The organism is Streptomyces sp. R21 (assembly GCF_041051975.1).
Lineage (GTDB): Bacteria > Actinomycetota > Actinomycetes > Streptomycetales > Streptomycetaceae > Streptomyces.
The window spans coordinates 5,404,795-5,424,009 of sequence record NZ_CP163435.1 but is presented as its reverse complement, the minus strand read 5'-3'; the positions used below and the strand labels follow the sequence as shown (position 1 = coordinate 5,424,009).

Genomic DNA, 19,215 nt, shown 5'->3' with positions numbered 1-19,215 from the left:
CGAGCTCCCACCCCGGTGAAACCAGCGACCCCACCAACATCGTCACTACCTCAAAGCAGCGACGACAAAAGGAGACGGGCGATCTTAGGCACCGGAGAACCCAAGCCGACGTCCAACCCCAACCTGACCCGCCGTACCCTCCTCGCAGGAGGCACCGCCACCGCACTCGCCCTCACGGCCGGTCAGGCGTACGCGGCGCCAGGCGCCCGGGGCGTGCACGCCCGGCTGCGGGAGCTGGAGCAGCAACACGGCGCCAGGCTGGGCGTGTTCGCGTACAACCTGAAGACGAAGGCCACCGCGAGGTATCGCGCAGCGGAACGCTTCCCGATGATGTCCGTCTTCAAGACGCTGGCCGCGGCCGCCGTGCTGCGGGACCTGGACCGGGACGGCGAGACGCTCGCGAAGCGCATCTTCTACACGCAGGCGGACCTGGACCAGGCCCAGGGCTCCCCGGAGACGGGCAAGCATCTGGCCGAGGGCATGACCATCGCGGAGCTCTGCGCGGCGGCGATCTGCCAGAGCGACAACGCGGCGGGCAACCTGCTGCTGCGCGAACTGGGCGGTCCCACGGCGGTCACCCGCTTCTGCCGGTCGGTCGGGGACGACACGACGCGGCTCGACCGCTGGGAACCGGACGTCAACACATGCGAGCCATGGCGCGTGGAGGACACCACGAGCCCGGTCGCGATCGGCCGTACGTACGCCCGTCTCGTCCTGGGCAACGCCCTGGACGGCCCGGACCGAGAACGTGTCACCGCCTGGCTGCTGGCCAACACGACCAGCGGCGAACGTTTCCGCAAGGGGCTGCCGAAGGACTGGACGATCGCCGACAAGACCGGCGCCGGCGCCTACGGGTCCAACAACAACGTGGGCATCGCCTGGACTCAGGACGCCACCCCCATCGTCCTGGCCGTCCTCACCACCAAGCCGGACCCGACCGCCGCCCCGGACAACCCGCTGATCGCCGAGACGGCGGCGGTACTGGCAGAGGCCGTGAGCAGACCTTCCTAAGCCCCCAGCCCTCCCTGTGAGTTGAGTCAAGGCAACGTCTGCTTCCAGCCATCACGAGGCCATTGATCAGTAACGCGGAATCCCTCGTTCAGTAAGGCGGAAGTCAGGATTCCAGATCCCTCTTGTTGTCACGTACTCAACAAGGTCAAGGTCTACGCGGGTCACACGACCCCACCCGCCGGGCACCACAGCACCTGGCGGGTGGCACCCGCACCGCCCCTGTCCACAACTCTCAGGAGCTGTACGTTGCGTACCGAAACCCCCCACAGCACCCCCCACAACAGCGGCCAGAGACACGCGAATTGGCGTCGAATAGGCTCCGCGGCCGCCGCGACCGCCGCCCTCCTCGTCGCCGGCCTCGACACCGCCGCCCAAGCGAGCGCCGCCCCGGTCGCCACGACCACGACCGCCAAGTCCACCTCCACCAAGGTGACCTACACCCCCGAATCCTGCGCCACCCCCAAGAAGGCCGGGTACCTGACCTGCAACGCGCTGCGCGTGACAGGCGGCGTCACCGCCTTCCAGAAGCAGCAGGCGAAGGAGCGGGGCGTCGCGCCCAAGGCGGTCTCACCGAAGGCCAGTTCGGCCACCCCCACCGGTTACGGGCCGAGTGACCTCCAGTCCGCGTACGGCCTGACCTCCGCCGCCGCCTCCAACGGCTCCGGCGAGACCATCGCGATCGTCGACGCGTACGACGACCCGAACGCCGAGGCGGACCTCGCGACGTACCGCTCGTACTACGGCCTCTCGGCGCTCACCACCGCCAACGGCGGCTTCAAGAAGGTCAGTCAGACCGGTTCGACGACCTCCCTGCCCACCGCCGACAGCGGCTGGGCCGGCGAGATCTCGCTCGACCTCGACATGGCCAGCGCGGTCTGCCCGAACTGCAAGATCCTGCTCGTCGAGGCCAAGTCGTCCTCCATGGCCAACCTCGGCACGGCCGTGAACGAGGCCGTCAAGCTGGGCGCCAAGTTCGTCTCCAACAGCTACGGCGGCTCGGAGTCCTCCTCCGACACGTCGTACGACTCCTCGTACTTCAACCACCCCGGCGTCGCGATCACCGTCAGCGCCGGCGACGAGGGCTACGGCGCCGAGTACCCGGCCACCTCCCGCTACGTGACCGCCGTCGGCGGCACCGCCCTCTCCACCAGCTCCGCCAGCCGCGGCTGGACGGAGAAGGTCTGGAACACCAGCAGCACCGAGGGCACCGGCTCCGGCTGCTCCGCGTACGACGCCAAGCCGTCCTGGCAGACCGACACCGGCTGCACCAAGCGCATGGAGTCCGACGTCTCCGCGGTCGCCGACCCGGCCACCGGCGTCTCGGTCTACGACACCTACGGCTCCGACGGCACCGGCTGGAACACCTACGGCGGCACCAGCGCCTCCGCGCCCATCATCGCCGCTGTCTACGCCCTCGCGGGCACCCCGGGCAGCAGCGACTACCCGGCCCAGTACCCGTACAACGCGGCCGGCACCTCCGCACTCAACGACGTGACCAGCGGCAGCAACGGCACCTGCTCCACGAGCTACTTCTGCACCGCGAAGTCGGGCTACGACGGCCCGACCGGTCTGGGCACGCCCGCGGGCCTGGACGCCTTCACCGGCTGATCCCGACCACCCCCAGGACCCGCCGGGGAGTGTGAGTGAGCACGTGGGGTCGACCGGCGGCCTCGGAGACGGGCCGCGGCAACCAGCCGCGGCCCGTTTCCCATGCCCGCACCCGCACCCCCGCCCCCACCGAAGCACGGCAAAACCCTTGAAATTCCTGTGAGTTGAGTCAAGCAGCCGCCAGCCGTCCACCATCCCGTGGCCATCGGCGAGTAACGCACGGCCCCGATTCGGTAAGGCGGAGGTCAGGATTCCAGAAGCCTCTTGTTGTCGCGTACTCAACAAGTCATCGTCTACGCGGGTCACCCACTGACCCGTCCCGCCGGGGACACCGGACCGGCGGGCGCACCCGCACCGCCCCTGTCACAACCGCTCTCAGGAGGCAGTACGTTGCGTACCTCGACCCCCACAGCCCCCCACTCCAGACGGTCCATACGCGCCCTGCGCGGCAACTGGCGCCGTATCGCCACCGCCGCGACCGCGACCGCCGCACTCGCCTTCACCGGCCTCGGCTCCGCCGCCCAGGCCGACGCCGCGGCGAGCACACAGGCCGCCGCGACGAAGACGGCCACCCCCAACGTCACCTGGAGCAGGGCCTGTTCCACGCCGAGCAAGGCCGGCGAGATGGCCTGCAAGGCGCTCCGCGTCACCGGCGGCACCACGGCCTTCCAGATCCAGAAGGCCGCCGCGAAGGGCGTCTCCCCGAAGGCCGCCGACGCCACCACCCCGTCCGGCTACGGACCGACCGACCTCCAGTCCGCGTACGGCCTGACCTCCGCCGCCGCCTCCAACGGCTCCGGCGAGACGATCGCGATCGTCGACGCGTACAACGACCCGAACGCCGAGGCGGACCTCGCCAAGTACCGCTCGTACTACGGACTCTCGGCGTGCACCACCGCCAACGGCTGCTTCAAGAAGGTCGGTCAGACCGGCTCCACGACCTCCCTGCCCTCCAGTGACGCCGGCTGGTCCGAGGAAATCTCCCTCGACCTCGACATGGCCAGCGCCGTCTGCCCGAACTGCAACATCCTGCTCGTCGAGGCCACTTCGGCCACCATGGCCAACCTGGGCAAGTCCGTGAACGAGGCCGTCACCCTCGGCGCGAAGTACGTCTCCAACAGCTACGGCGGCTCCGAGTCCTCCTCCGACTCGACGTACGACACCTCGTACTTCAAGCACCCCGGCGTCGCCATCACGGTCAGCGCGGGCGACTCGGGCTACGGCGCCGAGTACCCGGCCGCCTCCCAGTACGTCACCGCCGTCGGCGGCACCGCGCTCTCCAAGGCCACCTCCACCACCCGCGGCTGGTCCGAGACCGTGTGGAAGACCAGCAGCTCCGAGGGCACCGGATCCGGCTGCTCCTCGTACGACACGAAGCCGAGCTGGCAGACCGACACGGGCTGCACGAAGCGGACCATCGCCGACGTCTCCGCGGTCGCCGACCCGGCCACCGGCGTCTCGGTCTACGACTCCTACGGCGTCACGGCGGGCTGGTACACCTTCGGCGGCACCAGCGCCTCCTCCCCGATCATCGCCGGCGTCTACGCCCTCGCCGGCACCCCGTCCTCCAGCTCCTACCCCGCGAAGTTCCCGTACACGGCGGCCGGCACCTCGGCCCTCAACGACGTGACCAGCGGCAACAACGGCAGCTGCTCCTCCAGCTACCTCTGCACCGCCAAGTCGGGCTACGACGGCCCGACCGGCTGGGGCACCCCGGAGGGCACCACGGCCTTCACCGGCTGACGTGAACACGTAGACAGCGGGCCGCGGCCATCAGCCGCGGCCCGTTGTCGCGCGTGCGCCCGCGCGAGATAGCCTGCTGCGGACCGGTCGCGTCCACATCCCGCAGACGCACGACCCGGAGAACACCGGCTCGACGGCCCGTCAGAAACGGGACAGGCCTGTTCCGCAGAAGGCGTGAAGGGACTAACGACAGAACCACACGACAGGTTCCGGTTCGACCTCATTGCCCGGCGTGACCTGCCGTGATACACAGAGTGACCATACGACTCTTCGTATACCGGTCCACACTCCCGTGAGGGATCCCTGTGGACCGGCGACCAGGGATTCGTACGAAACCCGCCAATCAATGACGTCAAGTCGACATACGACAGCGTCATTGTCGGCGAGAATGGGCCCGACCTCTGCGCACCGTGGGCAGAGGGACAGAACTACCCACTAGGGGCGGTGACTTACATGCTTCTTGCAGCCGAAAAGGGCGACATCACCACGATCATCGGCGGGATCGCCCCGGACTGGGGCCCCTTCGGCAGCCTGGGCAACGAGGCGCGCGTGATGATCGAGGTCGTGATGGCGGTCGCCATCCTGCTGTGCCTCGGCATCGCGATCTGGGGCGCGGCCAAGCAGCGCATCGGCGCCACGGCACTGCGCGACACCTTCAGCGCCGAACAGGGCAAGGGCCTCATCATCGCGGGCCTGACCGGAGTCTTCATCATCGGCTCCCTCGGCACGCTCTTCACCATCGTGTACGGCATGGCCGTGTAGGCCCGGCCGGCCGCCCGCGCGTCCGGCCCACGCCAAGTCCCGGCCGGGCGCACCCGGATCCCGTCCCCCTCCGACCCACCCGTCCGTCGTGCCCACCGGCTGAGGTTGCGTTTCCCTGATGTCGAGTCACCACACCGCGCCCGCGCGGGAACCAGCACGGCTACCGTCGTACTACGCGGTTCACCAAAAGGTCGAGGGGGCGTACGCGGCATGAGTCTCGGTGACGAGCCCGGTTACGGCGACACCCCCCGCGGCGACGACGGGGGCTACGGCGGCACCGGCCAGACCCGGACCCGCCTGCCCGACCGGGGCGGCGACGTCTACGGCGGTGCCCGGCGCGGCCGGTCCTCCTCCCGCAGCCTGGTCACCGTGGTCGGCGTGGTCGTCCTCCTGATCGCCGCCATCGCCTTCGCGAACCGCGGCGACGACTCCTCGTCCTCCTCCGGAAACGGGGGCGGCGCCGGCAACAAGACGGACTCGGCCCCGACGTCGGCTTCCGGGGAACGCCCGGTGCAGTCAAAGGTCGAGGGGATCCCGTCGGGCTTCGCCCACAGTGAGACGGGGGCGCAGAGCGCGGCGGCGAACTATGCGGTGGCGCTGGGTTCCGACGGCATGTTCAACACGGCCAAACGGCACGAGATCGTGCAGACCATCTCCGACCCCGGCGCGATGGACCGGCTCCGGTCCGGGTTCGACGCGGACTATTCCGCGGACTTCCTGAAGAAGCTCGGGCTCAACGAAGACGGCAGCGCACCGGCGGGCAGCACGTTCGTCAATCGCACCCTGCCGGTGGGCACCAAGGTCAAGTCCTCCAGCGCCGACGCGGCCACTGTCGACGTCTGGTGCAACAGCCTGTTCGGTCTCACCGGCGAGAAATCCACCAACCCCGTGACCAACGGCTGGTTCACCGTGACCTTGAAGCTGAGCTGGAGCGGTGGCGACTGGAAGATCCAGGACACCAGCCAGAAGACCGGCCCAACCCCCGTCAACGGAGACGACCCGGTCTCCGGAGCCGACGAGATCGGCAAGGCGGTCGAGGAGTTCGGAGGGTTCACGTATGCCCGGTAGCCCGCACCGCGCGCTCAAGCTCGCCTACGTCGTATCGGCTGTCCAGGTCGGCGCCGTACTCCTGGCAACCCAAGCCGTCGCCGCCCCGACCCCGTCGCCGAACCCCTCCGGGAGCAGCGATCCCTGCTCCGTGATCTCGGGCCCCGCCAAGCAGTACTGCGAACGCGGCAACAAAAAATCCGGTTCCGGCCTCACCGGCACCACTGACCCCACCAGCACCCTCGACCCCCTCTCCTCCCTGGCCAAGGGCTGCGCGGAGGCGGCGTCCTGGACGGTCGACAAGCTGAGTGAGGCCGTGAAGGACACGGCGAACGTGGACTTCACGAACCAGAAGTTCCTTCAGCAGTACGCCGTGGTGTTCGCCGCGTCGACGATCCTGACCCTGCTGCTGTGGCTGCTGGCCGTGGCCAAGAGGGCGGTGCGAGGCGTCCCCCTCACCACCGCGCTCTCGGAGGCGATCGGCTTCCTCTGGCTGACGGTGCTGGCGTCGGCGTTCACGCCGCTGATCCTGTACACGGTCGTCTCCGCGACGGACGGTGTGACGGAGGTCCTGGCGAAGACGACCGGCAACCAGACGGACACGTTCTTCGGCACGTTCTCCGGGGCGCTGAAGAAGAACACGGACATCGGCGGCGGCCCGATCATGCTGATCGTGGTGTCGCTGGTGTCGATCCTCGCGGCCGGCGTCCTCTGGCTGGAGCTGGTGATCCGGGCCGCCCTGCTGTACGTGGGCGCGCTGCTCGGCACCGTCGTGTACGCGGGGCTCGTCGACAAGAACCTGTGGGGCCACGTCCGCCGCTGGGCGGGCATCATGATCGCGGTGATCCTGGTGAAACCGGTCATCGTGATCGTGCTGGGCCTGGCCGGCGCGCTGTCCTCGGACGACGGGCCGGACGCGTTCTCCGCGGTGGTCTCCGGCCTCGCGATCATCCTGCTCGCCATCTTCGCGAGCGCGATGATCTACCGCTTCGTCCCGGGCTTCGGCGACGAGATCGCGGGCTCCCGCAACAACCGGATCATGCAGGGCGCCGAGGGCAAGGCCGCGGCCGTGATCAGCTCCCCGGCGACCCTGGTCGCGCAGGGCATCAAGACGCACAGCTCCCGCGCGGACAACAACGGCGGCGGGGGAGGCGGTGGCGGCAACCAGCGGCCCACCAACCCCGCGTCCGGCGGCGTGGCCGCACACAGCACACGTACGCCCACGGGTGGCGGCGGATCTGTCCCCTCCGCCGCACCCCCGCCGCGCAACAGCCCGGCGAACACCCCGCACGCGAGCAACAGCCGTGGCGGAAGTACTGGCACGAGCAGGACCAACCGCACGGGAGGTGAAGGGCGTTGACGACCGAGTCCCACGTGTCCCATCCGGTCACGCCCCGCCGTACATATCTGATCGGCCGCGCCCGGCCGAACGCGATCGTCGGCCGGAACCGCGAGTCCGGCGAGCTCGCGCTGATCATCGCGGGCGCGTTCCTCGGCATGATGTGCGGTCTCCTCGTCCCCGTCCTGTCCATGCGCATCGTGCTGCTGATGGGCTTCCCGCTGCTCGCGCTGGCCGCGGTGTACGTCCCGTACAAGCGCCGGACGTTCTACAAGTGGTTCGAGATCAACCGCAGTTACAAGCGCAGTCTGCGCAAGGGCACGGCGTACCGCAGCAGCGTCGTCGAGGCGGGCACGCGGATCGACGGCCGTGAGGTCGAGATCGGTCCGCCGCCCGGGATCGGCCGGATCAGCTGGCTCGCGGCGCCCTTCGGGCCCGACGAGATCGCCGTACTCCTGCACGCCGACCGGCGCACGGTGACGGCCGCGATCGAGATCGAGGGCCCGGGCGTCGGCCTGCGCGACAGCGAGGACCAGGAGGCGCTGGTCGACCGCTTCGGCACGCTGCTGAAGCACGTGGCGAACGGCGACGGGTTCGTCACCCGCATCCAGATGCTGGCCCGCACCCTCCCCGCCGACCCGGACGCCCACGCCAAGGACGTCTCCGTACGAGGGGACGAGCGGGCCCCCGGCTGGCTGCAGAAGTCGTACGACCAACTGCAGTCGATGGTGTCCACCAGCAGCGAGCAGCACCGCGCCTACCTCGTCGCCTGTATGCACTACTCGCGCGAACTGGCCGCCGAGGCCCAGGCGATGGCACGCGCGGCGCGGCCACAGGGTGGCCGGAAGATCGACCGGGACGCGGGCCTCGCCGTCGTCATGGCGCGCGAGCTGACCGACATCTGCTCACGGCTCCAGGAAGCCGACATCCGTGTACGACAGCCCCTGGGCCAGGGGCGGTTGGCGTCCCTCGTGCACTCGATGTACGACCCGGACCACCCCATCGACCACATCCAGGCGATGACGAAGCGGAACGCCTGGCCGGCCGAGCTGGACGCGATGGAGCCGACGTACCTCCAGGCGAAGACCCGTGAGTCGTCGACGCGCGCGCCCTGGTGCCACTCCACGGCCTGGGTGAAGGAGTGGCCGATGACCCCGGTGGGCGTCAACTTCCTGGCGCCCCTCCTCGTCCACACCCCGGACGTCATCCGCACGGTCGCCGTCACGATGGACCTCGAACCCACCGAGATCGCCATCGAGCGCATGCTGACCGAGAAGACGAACGACGACGCGGAGGCGTCCCGCGCCGCCAAGATGAACCGGACCGTGGACCCCCGCGACATCGCCTCGCACAACCGCCTGGACCAGCGCGGCGAGGATCTCGCGAGCGGCGCCGCCGGCGTCAACCTGGTCGGCTACATCACCGTCTCCTCCCGGTCGCCGGAAGCCCTCGCCCGCGACAAGCGCACGATCCGCGCGTCCGCCGGCAAGTCGTATCTGAAACTGGAGTGGTGCGACCGCGAGCACCACCGCGCCTTCGTGAACACACTGCCGTTCGCCACCGGAATCCGCAGGTAGGAGCTGATGTTCTGATGCGGGATCCGCTGTCCGCAGCCACCGACGCCTTCACCTCCTTCCTCTTCGGCAAGATCGAGACGACCCGCCTTCCGGTGCGTACGTCGACGGGCCAGGCCCAGGCGGTCTACCTGCCGACGGCCGCCCCCGGCCTCGGCGACTCGGGCGTCATCATCGGCCGCGAGGTGTACTCCGGGAAGGGCTACATCTACGACCCCTTCCAGCTGTACGGCCAGCAGCTCCCGGCACCGCACTGGCTGGTCCTCGGCGAGTCCGGAAACGGCAAGTCGGCGCTGGAGAAGACGTACGTCCTACGGCAGTTGAGGTTCCGCGACCGCCAGGTCGTCGTCCTCGACGCCCAGGGCGAGGACGGCGTCGGCGAGTGGAACCTCATCGCGGAAGAGCTGGGGATAACCCCCATCCGGCTCGACCCGACGGCGGCCCTGGACATGGGGATCCGTCTCAACCCCCTGGACCCGGCGATCACCACGACCGGGCAACTCGCGCTGCTCCGGACCATCATCGAGGTCGCGATGGGCCACGGCCTCGACGAGCGCTCAGGCTTCGCGCTCAAGGTCGCCCACGCCTACGTGAACGAGACGATCGTCGAGCGTCAGCCCGTCCTGACCGACATCGTGGAGCAACTACGGCACCCCGAACCGGAGTCGGCCGAGGCGATGAACGTCGCCATAGATGACGTACGGGCCTGGGGACTTGACGTCGCGCTGGTCCTGGACCGCCTGGTCGACGGCGACCTGAGGGGCATGTTCGACGGCCCGACGACGGTCGGCATCGATCTCGACGCGCCCCTCATCGTCTTCGACCTCTCCCACATCGACCGCAACTCCATCGCCATGCCGATCCTGATGGCGATCGTCGGCGTGTGGCTGGAGCACACCTGGATCCGGCCCGACCGCAAGAAGCGCATCTTCCTGGTGGAAGAGGCGTGGCACATCATCAACAGCCCGTTCGTCGCCCAACTCTTCCAGCGGCTGCTGAAGTTCGGGCGACGGCTCGGTCTGTCGTTCGTGGCGGTGGTCCACCACCTGTCGGATGTCGTGGACGGGGCGGCGGCCAAGGAGGCGGCCGCGATCCTGAAGATGGCGTCGACCCGGACGATCTACGCGCAGAAGGCCGACGAGGCGAGGGCGACGGGCCGGGTGATCGGCCTGCCCCGGTGGGCGGTGGAGATCATCCCGACGCTGACCCCCGGCATCGCGGTCTGGGACGTCAACGGCAACGTCCAGGTGGTCAAACACCTGATCACGGAGACCGAACGCCCCCTTGTCTTCACCGACCGCGCCATGACCGAGTCCTCCGCCGACCACCTCGCCGACGACGCCCTGCGCGCCGCCGAGCTGGAGGCGGAGGAGCGGGCGGCGGCCTTCATGGAGCAGCACCTCAGCGATCTCGACGACTCGTCCGAGTCCACGGTGGCGTGAGCGTGTGCGTGTGCCTGTGCGTGTGCGTGAGAACGGGGACGTGAGATGAGACCGGACGAGCGCGATCGCCGACGGGAGCGCGGCCGCGAGGGCGAAGGCGGTATCCCCGACGGCCTGTTGGTCGGCATCCTCGCCTTCCTCCTCGGTATGACCCTGATGGTGTGGTCGGCCACGGGCCTGGCGGGCTGGTTCGCCCAGGACGCCTGGCCCGACCACGTCACCTTCGCCCGCACCCCCCTGGCCATGCGCCACCTCATCGGCCAACCGCACGACGTCCCCGGCGCCTGGCCCGACACCCCCAAGGCTCAGCTGTCGGGATACGGCCTCTTCTGGGGCCTGTTCATCGGCCAGCTGATGATCCTGTTCGTCCTGACGGTGTTCACGATGGGCACGGTGGCGAGATGGCGAGCAGGGCGCGCCAGGCGTTCAGCCCGTCCGGCGTTTGAGGACGAGGCCGTTCAGGCCGAAGCAGGGGGCAAGGGGGCGCAGCCCCCAGAAACGGGACGGGAAGGGGCGGAGGGGGCGAAGAAAATCCCCACCCCCAACCCGGCACCCGCTCCCCCACCCGAGCCACAACCACACCCCGAACCCCAACTACAGGTCCCCGCCCCCCGAGGCCCCGTCCTCCTCGGCTCCGCCGAGACCCGCCACCCCGTAGCCATCCAGGCCGTACGCGACGCAGAGGGCCCAGTCCTGGTGGTCACGTCGAACCCGACGGTCTGGTCGGAGACCAAGGACGCCAGAGCCAAACTGGGCCCCGTCCTCCTCTACGACCCCACACACCTGTGCGACACCCCGGCCCGCCTCCACTGGTCTCCGGCAACGGGCTGCGAGGACAAGGCAACGGCCGCATCAAGGGCGGCGGCGCTGCTCGCCCCGGTCCGCCCCACCGCCAAGGTGGACCAGGCCATGGCAGACGTCGCGGAAACGCTCCTGCGGAGCTATCTGCACGCCGCCGCCGTGGAGGGCCGGGCGTTCCGCCACGTCCACCGCTGGGCGCAGGGCACCCAGGTCCAGGACGCCGTACGAACCCTCCGTACGAACCCCAAGGCGGCATCAGGAGCCGCCGGCGAACTGGAAGCGGCGCTCACCTCGCACCCCGAACGCCGCGACATAGCGCAGGAGTTGACGGCCCGCGCACTGTCCGCTCTCTTCACGGTCAACATCCGGGAGTCCTGCACATCCAACAGAACTGACAGCCTCGCCTTGGATTCCTTCGTCAACGAAGGGGGCACGCTCTATCTGGTCGGTGAACCCATCGAGGACCCCAAGGCGAATCCCGGCGCCATGCCGCTCCTGACGGCCCTCGCCTCAAGCGTGGTCGAGCGCGGCCGGCGCATGGCCGAACGGTCATCCTCTGGTCGCCTCGACCCACCACTTGCCCTCGTCCTCGACGATGTGGCCGCGGTGGCTCCGCTTCCTCAGCTGCCGGAGCTGCTGTCCGCCGGAGTGGACCGGGGCCTGCCGACCCTGGCCCTGCTCCGTTCCCAGGAACAGGGCCGGGCGCGCTGGCCGCAGTTCGACCTGCCGGTCTAGAGCCCGCCGCCCACCCGGCAACCCGTGGTCTACGACCGCTCGATCGCGAACTCCAGCTCCAGCGACGCCTCATCCCCCGGTACGGGAGCGGTGCCACCGGTCGCCAGGAAGCCGATACGGCGGTAGAACGCCTCGGCGTGGTGGTTCTTCTCGTGCACGAAGAGCCGGACCTGCTCCAGGCCCATCGCCCAGCACCACTCGACGGCGGCGTCGAAGAGCCCCTGCGCGACCCCGTTCGCGCTGCCGCGGTGCTCGGGCCGTACGAAGACCCCGACCACATGGCCCTGGCTCCGCTCGACGCTCTGGCCCCACACGTCCTGCGAACCGGCATGCTCGACGAGCACGGTCACGGTTCCGGCCCACACCCCGTCGGGCCCCTCGGCGACGAACTGCTGCCGCTCGGTCGTCCCGAGGGCCGCGCCCGCCGCTCTCTCCTGCCAGAACGAGTCGGGCCGGGCCGCGGCGTCCTCGTACGTCTCCAGGAACGCGAGATGGGCGACGGGGTCCTTCAGCGCGGCAAGCCGGAGTTCCTTCACGGCGGGCCATTCAGCGGAACGTATGGAGCGGATCACGTGGTTCATACAGGCCACCGTAATATCCAGGTGCTACACCGCCACGTCATTATTCGCAGAGAGAAGCAGGGAGATTCCTGCATGCCCAAGCCCGCGCTCGTCGAACTCCGCCACGTCATCCATCCTCCGGGGAAACTGGACAGCCGGGCGGAACACTGGGCAGGCCGCCTCTACATGCGCTCGATCTCCCTGCGCATGACCCGCCAGATGCTCGGCACCAACGTCTCGCCGAACCAGATCACCGTCGTGATGGTCTTCGCGGGCATACTCTCCGGAGTCGCCCTGATCCTGCCGGGCCTGGGCGGTGCCGTATTGTCCGTCCTCTTCATGCAGTTGTATCTGCTGCTCGACTGCGTGGACGGCGAAGTCGCCCGCTGGCGCAAGCAGTTCAGCCCGCTCGGCGTCTACCTGGACCGCCTCGGTGCCTACCTCGCCGACGCCGCCGTCATGGTCGGCATGGGCTGGCGCGCCGCCGAACTCGGCCTGGACCTCTACCTGGTGGCGGGTCTGGCGGCCGCCATCGGTGTCCTTCTCCTCAAGTCGTCCTCCGACCTCGTCCATGTGGCCCGGTCGGACAGCGGCATGCAGAAGGCCACCGACCAGTCCGTCGTCCCGCGCTCCAGCGGCCTGGCCCGGATCCGCCGCATCGCCTCGGCCGTCCAACTGCACCGCCTGGTCAACGGAATCGAGTGCACGATTCTGCTGCTCGTCACGGCGGTCATCGACATGGCCATGGGCGACCTGACAGCGACGAGGATCGCGACGGTCGCCGTCACGGCGATCACCTGGCTCCTCGTCCCGGCTCACATCGTGTCGATCGTCGCCTCGTCCCGGCTGAAGTAGCCGCTCCCCCGTACGACAGGGCCCCCGCTCCGAAAGGGAAAGGAGCGGGCGCTCTGTTGTATCTGGGCAGGCCTAATGGGCTGCCCCTAAATGACCCTGCCGGTGAACAGTCCTGAACGGTCTTGAACGGTCCTAAACGTCCTGAACGCAGAAAACCCCCGCACCAAAGGTGCGGGGGTTTTCCCTAAAATAAGTTCGGCGGCGTCCTACTCTCCCACAGGGTCCCCCCTGCAGTACCATCGGCGCTGTGAGGCTTAGCTTCCGGGTTCGGAATGTAACCGGGCGTTTCCCTCACGCTATGACCACCGAAACACTGTGAAATTGTGAACCAGTTGCCTCGACTCCCTGTGGCCCAGGGAGGAGGCATGTCGTTCGTTATTTCAGAACTGACACAGTGGACGCGAGCAACTGAGGACAAGCCCTCGGCCTATTAGTACCAGTCACCTCCAGCGGTTGCCCGCCTTCCAGATCTGGCCTATCAACCCAGTCGTCTACTGGGAGCCTTAACCCCTCAAAGGGGGTGGGAATACTCATCTCGAAGCAGGCTTCCCGCTTAGATGCTTTCAGCGGTTATCCCTCCCGAACGTAGCCAACCAGCCATGCCCTTGGCAGGACAACTGGCACACCAGAGGTTCGTCCGTCCCGGTCCTCTCGTACTAGGGACAGCCCTTCTCAATATTCCTACGCGCACAGCGGATAGGGACCGAACTGTCTCACGACGTTCTAAACCCAGCTCGCGTACCGCTTTAATGGGCGAACAGCCCAACCCTTGGGACCGACTCCAGCCCCAGGATGCGACGAGCCGACATCGAGGTGCCAAACCATCCCGTCGATATGGACTCTTGGGGAAGATCAGCCTGTTATCCCCGGGGTACCTTTTATCCGTTGAGCGACGGCGCTTCCACAAGCCACCGCCGGATCACTAGTCCCGACTTTCGTCCCTGCTCGACCCGTCGGTCTCACAGTCAAGCTCCCTTGTGCACTTACACTCAACACCTGATTGCCAACCAGGCTGAGGGAACCTTTGGGCGCCTCCGTTACTCTTTAGGAGGCAACCGCCCCAGTTAAACTACCCATCAGACACTGTCCCTGATCCGGATCACGGACCCAGGTTAGACATCCAGCACGACCAGACTGGTATTTCAACGACGACTCCACCATGGCTGGCGCCATGACTTCACAGTCTCCCAGCTATCCTACACAAGCCGAACCGAACACCAATATCAAACTGTAGTAAAGGTCCCGGGGTCTTTCCGTCCTGCTGCGCGAAACGAGCATCTTTACTCGTAGTGCAATTTCACCGGGCCTATGGTTGAGACAGTCGAGAAGTCGTTACGCCATTCGTGCAGGTCGGAACTTACCCGACAAGGAATTTCGCTACCTTAGGATGGTTATAGTTACCACCGCCGTTTACTGGCGCTTAAGTTCTCAGCTTCGCACACCCGAAAGTGCACTAACCGGTCCCCTTAACGTTCCAGCACCGGGCAGGCGTCAGTCCGTATACATCGCCTTACGGCTTCGCACGGACCTGTGTTTTTAGTAAACAGTCGCTTCTCGCTGGTCTCTGCGGCCACCCCCAGCTCAGAGAGTAAATCTCGTCACCGGTGATGGCCCCCCTTCTCCCGAAGTTACGGGGGCATTTTGCCGAGTTCCTTAACCATAGTTCACCCGAACGCCTCGGTATTCTCTACCTGACCACCTGAGTCGGTTTAGGGTACGGGCCGCCATGAAACTCGCTAGAGGCTTTTCTCGACAGCATAGGATCATCCACTTCACCACAATCGGCTCGGCATCAGGTCTCACCCACATGTCATCCGGATTTGCCTAGATGACGGGCTACACCCTTACCCCGGGACAACCACCGCCCGGGCTGGACTACCTTCCTGCGTCACCCCATCACTCACCTACTACAGGTCTGGTCCGTCGGCTCCACCACTCCCCTTTGCCCGAAGGCTCCGGGGCGGCTTCACGGACTTAGCATCGCCTGGTTCGATGTTTGACGCTTCACAGCGGGTACCGGAATATCAACCGGTTATCCATCGACTACGCCTGTCGGCCTCGCCTTAGGTCCCGACTTACCCTGGGCAGATCAGCTTGACCCAGGAACCCTTAGTCAATCGGCGCACACGTTTCTCACGTGTGTATCGCTACTCATGCCTGCATTCTCACTCGTGAACCGTCCACCACTAGCTTCCGCTGCGGCTTCACCCGGCACACGACGCTCCCCTACCCATCCCAGCAGGCGTTGGCCCTATTACTGGAATGACACGACTTCGGCGGTACGCTTGAGCCCCGCTACATTGTCGGCGCGGAATCACTAGACCAGTGAGCTATTACGCACTCTTTCAAGGGTGGCTGCTTCTAAGCCAACCTCCTGGTTGTCTGTGCGACTCCACATCCTTTCCCACTTAGCGTACGCTTAGGGGCCTTAGTCGATGCTCTGGGCTGTTTCCCTCTCGACCATGGAGCTTATCCCCCACAGTCTCACTGCCGTGCTCTCACTTACCGGCATTCGGAGTTTGGCTAAGGTCAGTAACCCGGTAGGGCCCATCGCCTATCCAGTGCTCTACCTCCGGCAAGAAACACACGACGCTGCACCTAAATGCATTTCGGGGAGAACCAGCTATCACGGAGTTTGATTGGCCTTTCACCCCTAACCACAGGTCATCCCCCAGGTTTTCAACCCTGGTGGGTTCGGTCCTCCACGACCTCTTACAGCCGCTTCAACCTGCCCATGGCTAGATCACTCCGCTTCGGGTCTTGAGCGCGCTACTAAACCGCCCTATTCGGACTCGCTTTCGCTACGGCTTCCCCACACGGGTTAACCTCGCAACACACCGCAAACTCGCAGGCTCATTCTTCAAAAGGCACGCAGTCACGAGAGTGCATGCAAGCATGCACTCCGACGCTCCCACGGCTTGTAGGCACACGGTTTCAGGTACTATTTCACTCCGCTCCCGCGGTACTTTTCACCATTCCCTCACGGTACTATCCGCTATCGGTCACCAGGGAATATTTAGGCTTAGCGGGTGGTCCCGCCAGATTCACACGGGATTTCTCGGGCCCCGTGCTACTTGGGTGTCTCTCAAACGAGCCGCTGATGTTTCGACTACGGGGGTCTTACCCTCTACGCCGGACCTTTCGCATGTCCTTCGCCTACATCAACGGTTTCTGACTCGTCTCACGGCCGGCAGACCGTAAAAGAGAGATCCCACAACCCCCCAAGCGCAACCCCTGCCGGGTCTCACACGCTTGAGGTTTGGCCTCATCCGGTTTCGCTCGCCACTACTCCCGGAATCACGGTTGTTTTCTCTTCCTGCGGGTACTGAGATGTTTCACTTCCCCGCGTTCCCTCCACATACCCTATGTGTTCAGGTATGGGTGACAGCCCATGACGACTGCCGGGTTTCCCCATTCGGAAACCCCCGGATCAAAGCCTGGTTGACGACTCCCCGGGGACTATCGTGGCCTCCCACGTCCTTCATCGGTTCCTGGTGCCAAGGCATCCACCGTGCGCCCTTAAAAACTTGGCCACAGATGCTCGCGTCCACTGTGCAGTTCTCAAACAACGACCAACCACCCATCACCCCGAACCAACCGGTTCGAGTGCACTGGGGCCGGCACTGAAGGCAGCCGTATTCGGCCGTACCTTCAGACACCCAACAGCGTGCCCGGCCAGACTCCGCCCGGAGATCATGCTTTCCACGCTCCTAAGAGCAGTACTTGCAAGCCTCCGACCCGAGAATCCGGCCGAATAATCAACGTTCCACCCATGAGCAACCACCGTCGAACGTGTGCCGACGTAATGGCCCTGGACCACCAGACAATGCCTGGCGGCCTAGATGCTCCTTAGAAAGGAGGTGATCCAGCCGCACCTTCCGGTACGGCTACCTTGTTACGACTTCGTCCCAATCGCCAGTCCCACCTTCGACAGCTCCCTCCCTTACGGGTTGGGCCACCGGCTTCGGGTGTTACCGACTTTCGTGACGTGACGGGCGGTGTGTACAAGGCCCGGGAACGTATTCACCGCAGCAATGCTGATCTGCGATTACTAGCAACTCCAACTTCATGGGGTCGAGTTGCAGACCCCAATCCGAACTGAGACAGGCTTTTTGAGATTCGCTCCACCTTGCGGTATCGCAGCTCTTTGTACCTGCCATTGTAGCACGTGTGCAGCCCAAGACATAAGGGGCATGATGACTTGACGTCGTCCCCACCTTCCTCCGAGTTGACCCCGGCGGTCTCCTGTGAGTCCCCATCACCCCGAAGGGCATGCTGGCAACACAGAACAAGGGTTGCGCTCGTTGCGGGACTTAACCCAACATCTCACGACACGAGCTGACGACAGCCATGCACCACCTGTACACCGACCACAAGGGGGGCACCATCTCTGATGCTTTCCGGTGTATGTCAAGCCTTGGTAAGGTTCTTCGCGTTGCGTCGAATTAAGCCACATGCTCCGCTGCTTGTGCGGGCCCCCGTCAATTCCTTTGAGTTTTAGCCTTGCGGCCGTACTCCCCAGGCGGGGAACTTAATGCGTTAGCTGCGGCACCGACGACGTGGAATGTCGCCAACACCTAGTTCCCACCGTTTACGGCGTGGACTACCAGGGTATCTAATCCTGTTCGCTCCCCACGCTTTCGCTCCTCAGCGTCAGTAATGGCCCAGAGATCCGCCTTCGCCACCGGTGTTCCTCCTGATATCTGCGCATTTCACCGCTACACCAGGAATTCCGATCTCCCCTACCACACTCTAGCCAGCCCGTATCGAATGCAGAACCGGGGTTAAGCCCCGGTCTTTCACACCCGACGTGACAAGCCGCCTACGAGCTCTTTACGCCCAATAATTCCGGACAACGCTTGCGCCCTACGTATTACCGCGGCTGCTGGCACGTAGTTAGCCGGCGCTTCTTCTGCAGGTACCGTCACTTGCGCTTCTTCCCTGCTGAAAGAGGTTTACAACCCGAAGGCCGTCATCCCTCACGCGGCGTCGCTGCATCAGGCTTTCGCCCATTGTGCAATATTCCCCACTGCTGCCTCCCGTAGGAGTCTGGGCCGTGTCTCAGTCCCAGTGTGGCCGGTCGCCCTCTCAGGCCGGCTACCCGTCGTCGCCTTGGTGAGCCACTACCTCACCAACAAGCTGATAGGCCGCGGGCTCATCCTGCACCGCCGGAGCTTTCAACCCTCACAGATGCCTGTAAGGGTGGTATCCGGTATTAGACCCCGTTTCCAGGGCTTGTCCCAGAGTGCAGGGCAGATTGCCCACGTGTTACTCACCCGTTCGCCACTAATCCCCACCGAAGTGGTTCATCGTTCGACTTGCATGTGTTAAGCACGCCGCCAGCGTTCGTCCTGAGCCAGGATCAAACTCTCCGTGAATGTTTTCCCGTAATCGGGACGACACCACGAGAGCGGAACCGCCGGGCGGAATAAGCCCCACGGTTCTCAGCGTCCTCGCTGTGCGCCTTCCCCAAGGGGAAGGACTTTTTCAAAGGAACCTCGTCCCGACCGATCGGCCGGAGACGGGGTATCAACATATCTGGCGTTGATTTTTGGCACGCTGTTGAGTTCTCAAGGAACGGACGCTTCCTTTGTACTCACCCTCTCGGGCTTTCCTCCGGGCGCTTCCCTTCGGTCTTGCGTTTCCGACTCTATCAGATCCTTTCGGGCCTGATTCCCAGTCAGCGGGCTTTGTCTTCCCGGCCGTTGGGCCGTTCCGACGTCCCTAACTTTAGCGGA

11 protein-coding genes and 3 rRNA genes are annotated in these 19,215 nt (G+C 65.8%); 10 read left to right on the top strand and 4 right to left on the bottom strand.

Features of this window, described 5'->3' with window-relative positions:
• Window positions 1–81 precede the first annotated feature (81 nt).
• From bla to AB5J56_RS24130, 9 genes are all read left to right on the top strand, one after another.
• Window positions 82–1,011: a class A beta-lactamase gene (bla, locus tag AB5J56_RS24170; RefSeq protein WP_369242739.1), complete on the top strand. Its 930-nt coding sequence runs from the start codon at window positions 82–84 to the stop codon at window positions 1,009–1,011.
• Between the two features lie 246 nt (window positions 1,012–1,257).
• A complete protein-coding gene (locus AB5J56_RS24165) occupies window positions 1,258–2,619 on the top strand; it encodes a peptidase S8 (RefSeq protein WP_369234845.1) in 1,362 nt (453 codons plus the stop codon).
• A gap of 390 nt (window positions 2,620–3,009) precedes the next feature.
• Complete coding sequence (locus AB5J56_RS24160; protein WP_369234843.1) at window positions 3,010–4,362, top strand: peptidase S8; 1,353 nt, start codon at window positions 3,010–3,012, stop codon at window positions 4,360–4,362.
• 453 nt (window positions 4,363–4,815) lie between these two features.
• Window positions 4,816–5,124, top strand: coding sequence for a hypothetical protein (locus AB5J56_RS24155; RefSeq protein ID WP_018527881.1), 309 nt, complete (start codon window positions 4,816–4,818; stop codon window positions 5,122–5,124).
• 210 nt (window positions 5,125–5,334) lie between these two features.
• Window positions 5,335–6,192, top strand: a complete 858-nt coding sequence (locus AB5J56_RS24150) for a hypothetical protein (RefSeq protein ID WP_369234842.1) — start codon at window positions 5,335–5,337, stop codon at window positions 6,190–6,192.
• Window positions 6,182–7,531: a hypothetical protein gene (locus AB5J56_RS24145; protein ID WP_369234841.1), complete on the top strand. Its 1,350-nt coding sequence runs from the start codon at window positions 6,182–6,184 to the stop codon at window positions 7,529–7,531. Before AB5J56_RS24150 ends, AB5J56_RS24145 begins: the two co-directional genes overlap by 11 nt.
• Entirely contained in the window at window positions 7,528–9,087 is a 1,560-nt protein-coding gene (locus tag AB5J56_RS24140; protein WP_369234839.1) for an SCO6880 family protein, read from the top strand. Before AB5J56_RS24145 ends, AB5J56_RS24140 begins: the two co-directional genes overlap by 4 nt.
• 14 nt (window positions 9,088–9,101) lie before the next feature.
• Window positions 9,102–10,526, top strand: coding sequence for an ATP-binding protein (locus AB5J56_RS24135; RefSeq protein WP_369234837.1), 1,425 nt, complete (start codon window positions 9,102–9,104; stop codon window positions 10,524–10,526).
• A 45-nt stretch (window positions 10,527–10,571) separates the two neighbouring features.
• Window positions 10,572–12,062: a type IV secretory system conjugative DNA transfer family protein gene (locus AB5J56_RS24130; RefSeq protein WP_369234836.1), complete on the top strand. Its 1,491-nt coding sequence runs from the start codon at window positions 10,572–10,574 to the stop codon at window positions 12,060–12,062.
• 29 nt (window positions 12,063–12,091) lie between these two features.
• Here AB5J56_RS24130 and AB5J56_RS24125 read toward each other — a convergent pair whose 3' ends face one another.
• Complete coding sequence (locus AB5J56_RS24125) at window positions 12,092–12,643, bottom strand: GNAT family N-acetyltransferase (RefSeq protein WP_369234835.1); 552 nt, start codon at window positions 12,641–12,643, stop codon at window positions 12,092–12,094.
• A gap of 72 nt (window positions 12,644–12,715) precedes the next feature.
• Between AB5J56_RS24125 and AB5J56_RS24120 the strand changes: the two genes are divergently transcribed.
• Entirely contained in the window at window positions 12,716–13,477 is a 762-nt protein-coding gene (locus AB5J56_RS24120) for a CDP-alcohol phosphatidyltransferase family protein (RefSeq protein ID WP_369234834.1), read from the top strand.
• Between the two features lie 193 nt (window positions 13,478–13,670).
• Here AB5J56_RS24120 and rrf read toward each other — a convergent pair.
• From rrf to AB5J56_RS24105, 3 genes are all read right to left on the bottom strand, one after another.
• Window positions 13,671–13,787, bottom strand: a 5S ribosomal RNA gene (gene rrf, locus AB5J56_RS24115).
• Between the two features lie 100 nt (window positions 13,788–13,887).
• Window positions 13,888–17,010 (bottom strand): 23S ribosomal RNA (locus AB5J56_RS24110).
• A gap of 320 nt (window positions 17,011–17,330) precedes the next feature.
• Window positions 17,331–18,855, bottom strand: a 16S ribosomal RNA gene (locus tag AB5J56_RS24105).
• The 16S, 23S and 5S rRNA genes sit together here, the layout of an rRNA operon.
• Window positions 18,856–19,215 lie beyond the last annotated feature (360 nt).

Bases quoted from the DNA above. Each gene is read 5' to 3' on its own strand.
- AB5J56_RS24155 (WP_018527881.1), top strand. From the start codon at position 4,816: ATGCTTCTTGCAGCCGAAAAGGGCGACATCACCACGATCATCGGCGGG.
- AB5J56_RS24150 (WP_369234842.1), top strand. From the start codon at position 5,335: ATGAGTCTCGGTGACGAGCCCGGTTACGGCGACACCCCCCGCGGCGAC.
- AB5J56_RS24145 (WP_369234841.1), top strand. From the start codon at position 6,182: ATGCCCGGTAGCCCGCACCGCGCGCTCAAGCTCGCCTACGTCGTATCG.
- AB5J56_RS24135 (WP_369234837.1), top strand. From the start codon at position 9,102: ATGCGGGATCCGCTGTCCGCAGCCACCGACGCCTTCACCTCCTTCCTC.
- AB5J56_RS24130 (WP_369234836.1), top strand. From the start codon at position 10,572: ATGAGACCGGACGAGCGCGATCGCCGACGGGAGCGCGGCCGCGAGGGC.
- AB5J56_RS24125 (WP_369234835.1), bottom strand. From the start codon at position 12,643: ATGAACCACGTGATCCGCTCCATACGTTCCGCTGAATGGCCCGCCGTG.
- AB5J56_RS24120 (WP_369234834.1), top strand. From the start codon at position 12,716: ATGCCCAAGCCCGCGCTCGTCGAACTCCGCCACGTCATCCATCCTCCG.